Here is a 3,220-nt window from a genome sequence, read left to right as displayed (position 1 = left end):
ACGGCCAAGCTCAAAGTCTTCAAGCTCATGAAGGTGGCTGGCGCCTACTGGCGTGGCGACCATCGCAACGAGCAGTTGCAGCGCATCTACGGCACCGCCTGGGCCAAGAAAGAAGATCTCGACGCCTACCTGTACATGCTGGAAGAGGCTGAAAAGCGCGATCACCGTCGCCTCGGCAAGCAATTCGACCTGTTTCACATGCAGGACGAAGCGCCGGGTCTCGTTTTCTGGCACCCCAAGGGCTGGGCGATCTGGCAGGAAATCGAAAGCTACATGCGCGCCGTTTACCGCAACAACGGTTACCAGGAAGTGCGCTGCCCGCAGATTCTCGACAAGGCCTTGTGGGAAAAGTCGGGCCATTGGGAGCACTACAAGGACAACATGTTCACGACCTCGTCGGAAAATCGCGATTACGCGGTCAAGCCGATGAACTGTCCGGGGCATGTCCAGGTCTTCAATGCCGGCTTGCGGTCCTATCGCGAACTGCCGCTGCGTTATGGCGAGTTCGGCTCCTGCCATCGCAACGAACCGGCCGGCGCCCTGCACGGCCTGATGCGCGTGCGTGGCTTCGTGCAGGACGATGGTCACATCTTCTGCACCGAAGACCAGATCGAATCCGAAGTGACGGCCTTTAATGCGCTGGTCAAGAAGGTTTATGCCGATTTTGGCTTCAATGACGTGGCAGTCAAACTGGCTCTGCGCCCCGATAGTCGCGTTGGTTCCGATGAGGTATGGGACAAGGCTGAGGATGCGCTGCGCCAGGGGCTGCGCGCTTCCGGACTGGAGTGGACGGAGCTGCCGGGTGAGGGCGCTTTCTATGGTCCGAAGATCGAATTCCACATCCGGGACGCCATCGGCCGTTCGTGGCAGTGCGGCACCATGCAGGTCGATTTCTCAATGCCGGGTCGTCTTGGCGCGGAATATGTTAGTGCCGACGACACGCGCAAGGTGCCGGTCATGCTGCACCGCGCGATCCTCGGCTCGCTTGAGCGCTTCATCGGCATTCTGATCGAAAATTTCTCGGGCGCCCTGCCGCTTTGGCTGGCTCCGGTTCAGGCGGTTGTCCTGAATATTTCCGAAAAGCAGGCCGATTACGCCGCAGATGTTGCACAAAAGCTGCATCAGGCAGGCTTTCGGGCTGAGTCGGATTTGCGTAACGAGAAAATTACCTATAAAATCCGCGAACATAGCTTGAACCGGCTGCCTTATCAGCTCGTTGTGGGCGATAAGGAAAAAGCGGACGGACTGGTGGCCGTGCGTACTCGCGGTGGTCAGGATCTCGGACAAATGTCCGTAGATGCCTTGATCAAGCAGCTTCAAAATGAAGTTGCGGCGCGGAGTGGCACGGCTTAATTTTTGTTGTTTTCGGGGGTTTTACCATAGCTCAGAACAAGGCGCATCGCCTCAACGAAGAAATTACGGTTCCGGAGATTCGTCTCCAGGGTGCAGAAGGTGAACAGCTCGGCATAGTCAGTATTCGCGAGGCTTTGCAGATGGCCGAAGAGGCTGGCTCCGATCTGGTTGAGATCGCGCCGACCGCGAAGCCGCCAGTCTGCCGCATCATGGACTACGGCAAGTTCAAGTACCAGGAACAGAAGCGCGCTCACGAAGCCAAGTTGAAGCAGAAGCAGGTGCAGGTCAAGGAAATCAAGCTGCGCCCGGGCACCGACGAAAACGATTACCAGATCAAGCTCAGGAACATGACGCGTTTCCTGGAAGAAGGCGACAAGGTCAAAGTTACCCTGCGCTTCCGGGGTCGCGAAATGGCGCATCAGGAATTCGGTATGCGTCAGCTGGAACGGATTAAGGCGGACCTCGATGAAGTAGGCGCAGTCGAGCAGATGCCGAAGATGGAAGGTCGTCAGATGATCATGATCATCGGGCCGGCCAAGAAGAAGTAGTAGCAAGCAGTAACCGTAGTTTTATAAGTGCTTTCGGGTAGTCAAAGTGTTTCCGTAGCGGGAACCACCTGGTGGCATGTCATTAAGGAGCATTAAATGCCCAAAATGAAGACCAAGAGCGGCGCCAAAAAGCGTTTCTCTGTTCGTGCTGGTGGCTCCATCAAGCGCGGCCAAGCCTTCAAGCGTCACATCCTGACCAAGAAGACGACCAAGGTGAAACGCCATCTGCGCGGTTCGGTTGAAGTTAACGCGCGCGATTCAGCATCTGTCCGCGCCATGATGCCCTACGCATAAGGAGATAGAAGATGCCTAGAGTTAAACGTGGTGTAACAGCGCGCGCGCGTCACAAGAAGATTCTTGTTCAGGCCAAGGGTTACCGCGGTCGTCGCAACAACGTCTATCGCGTTGCCAAACAGGCAGTGATGAAGGCCGGTCAATACCAGTACCGTGACCGTCGTCAACGCAAGCGCCAGTTCCGTTCCCTGTGGATCGCGCGTATCAATGCCGCTGCTCGTGAGCTGGGCATGAAGTACAGCACCTTCATGAACGGTCTGAAGAAGGCCAACATCGAAGTCGACCGCAAGGTCTTGGCCGATCTGGCTGTTTTCGATCAGCCGGCATTTGCCGCTCTGGCCGCCCAGGCCAAGGCACAGCTCGGCGCCTGAGCGAAAGCGTAATTAAAAAAAGGAGGCGCGAGCCTCCTTTTTTATTGGTGGTTTTGTTGGTGGACGTCTATGGACAATCTCGATCAAATCGTTAGCGAAGCCCAGTCGGCTTTCGCTGCCATTTCTGACCCCGATGCGCTGGAACAGGTAAAAGCCCGTTTCCTCGGCAAGAGCGGGCAGATCACCGAACTTCTCAAGGGCTTGGGCAAGTTGCCGCCGGAAGAGAAGAAAACGGCCGGTGCCGCGATCAACGTCGCCAAGACGGCCGTTGAAGCAGCGCTCAATGAGCGCCGTGAAGCCATCCGCAAGGCCGCGCTGGAAGCGCGCCTGGCCGAAGAGGCACTGGATGTCACGCTGCCCGGTCGCGCTGAAGCGCGCGGTGGTCTGCATCCGGTGACGCGTACGCTGGAACGCATCGAGGCGCTGTTCCGTTCCATCGGTTTCGAAGTGGCCGACGGTCCCGAGATCGAGGAAGATTTCTTCAATTTCACCGCCATGAATACGCCCGAGGATCACCCGGCGCGTTCCATGCACGACACCTTTTACCTGCAGAACCCGGATGGCAGTGTTGCCGACAAGGTGCTGCTGCGCACTCATACCAGCCCGATCCAGGCGCGCTACATGAAGGCGCACGTCGAACGCTACGGTCAACTG

The 3,220-nt window shown here is 57.2% G+C and carries 5 protein-coding genes; all 5 read left to right on the top strand.

Annotation, left to right across the window (positions count from 1 at the left end; all coding sequences use genetic code 11):
* Window positions 1–1,353: threonine--tRNA ligase (gene thrS / locus ADADOO_RS01715; RefSeq protein WP_511274461.1), on the top strand; the 1,353-nt coding region annotated here is incomplete at its 5' end.
* A complete protein-coding gene (infC, locus tag ADADOO_RS01710; protein WP_511274463.1) occupies window positions 1,353–1,901 on the top strand; it encodes a translation initiation factor IF-3 in 549 nt (182 codons plus the stop codon). The genes thrS and infC, both read left to right, overlap by 1 nt.
* 96 nt (window positions 1,902–1,997) lie before the next feature.
* The gene (rpmI, locus tag ADADOO_RS01705; RefSeq protein ID WP_511274460.1) at window positions 1,998–2,195 is read left to right on the top strand and encodes a 50S ribosomal protein L35; all 198 of its coding nucleotides are present in this window, start codon (window positions 1,998–2,000) and stop codon (window positions 2,193–2,195) included.
* An 11-nt stretch (window positions 2,196–2,206) separates the two neighbouring features.
* Entirely contained in the window at window positions 2,207–2,566 is a 360-nt protein-coding gene (rplT, locus tag ADADOO_RS01700; RefSeq protein WP_511274458.1) for a 50S ribosomal protein L20, read from the top strand.
* Window positions 2,567–2,635: 69 nt separating this feature from the next.
* Window positions 2,636–3,220 (top strand): tRNA ligase subunit PheS family protein (locus tag ADADOO_RS01695; RefSeq protein WP_511274457.1); only part of this gene is annotated, 585 nt, incomplete at its 3' end.

Source organism: Azonexus sp. (assembly GCF_036170495.1).
In the GTDB taxonomy this organism is placed as follows: domain Bacteria; phylum Pseudomonadota; class Gammaproteobacteria; order Burkholderiales; family Rhodocyclaceae; genus Azonexus.
This window is presented reverse-complemented; position numbering and strand designations above follow the sequence as displayed.